This is a genomic window from Paenibacillus sp. CFBP 13594 (assembly GCF_014842675.1).
Classification (GTDB): Bacteria; Bacillota; Bacilli; order Paenibacillales; family Paenibacillaceae; genus Paenibacillus; species Paenibacillus amylolyticus_B.
Genome location: NZ_JACYVQ010000027.1, coordinates 1 through 911 on the forward strand (window position 1 = coordinate 1; position 911 = coordinate 911).

The window sequence follows — 911 nt, forward strand, 5'->3', positions numbered from 1 at the left end:
CAATTTATGGGGCGTACCGATCAACAGGTGAAAATCCGTGGATACCGGATTGAGCTTGGCGAGATCGAGCAACAACTGCTGAAACATCCGGCGATCCGGGAAACAGCGGTTCTGGCTCATCAGGACCCGCAGGGAAATGGGGCGTTATGCGCCTATGTTGTAGCCGAAGGCAAAGCAGTGTGGACAGCTGCTACCGTTCGGGACTGGCTGGAAGCGGAACTGCCGGATTATATGATCCCAGCCTATGTGGTGCAGCTGGATCAGCTGCCGCTGACGTCTCATGGCAAGCTGGACCGCAAGGCGTTACCTGAGCCGGACCACCATCTGCCTGCCGCGCCGGAGACAGAAGCACCGCGCAACGAGGTGGAGCGCCTACTGGTGGACATTTGGCGTGACGTGTTAAACATGGAGGAGCTGGGCATCAATCACCAGTTCTTTGTCTCCGGGGGAGACTCCATCAAGGCACTCCAGATCGGATCACGTCTGGCCCGAGCGGGACTGCGGATGGAGGTCCGGGATTTGTTTGCCTATCCAAAGATTCGGGATCTCTCCCCGTATGTGAAATGGGATCAGCGTGAGCGCCGGAGCCAGGAGCCTGTGGAAGGAGAAGTGCAGCTGACCCCGATTCAGCAGTGGTTTTTTGCGAACAACACGACGGAACAAAACCACTTCACACAGTCCTTCATGCTGCATCGGGCAGCCGGGTTCAAGCCGGACGTGCTGGAACAGGTGCTGGATCGGTTGCTGGAGCATCATGATGCGCTGCGCATGAGGTATGAGATGCAAGCAGATGGTAGCATCCGCCAATTCAACCGTCCGGTTCAAACTGGAGAGCGGATGTATACCCTGCACCGATTTGATACACGGGGCTGGGATGAACCGGAGCGTCAGGTCTATGAGGCGGCTACCCG

Annotated in this window: 1 protein-coding gene; it reads left to right on the forward strand. The window is 57.4% G+C overall.

The window, feature by feature from the left end; all coding sequences use genetic code 11:
* The coding region (locus IFU39_RS32450) for a condensation domain-containing protein (RefSeq protein ID WP_244661190.1) at window positions 1-911 on the forward strand (911 nt) is incomplete at both ends.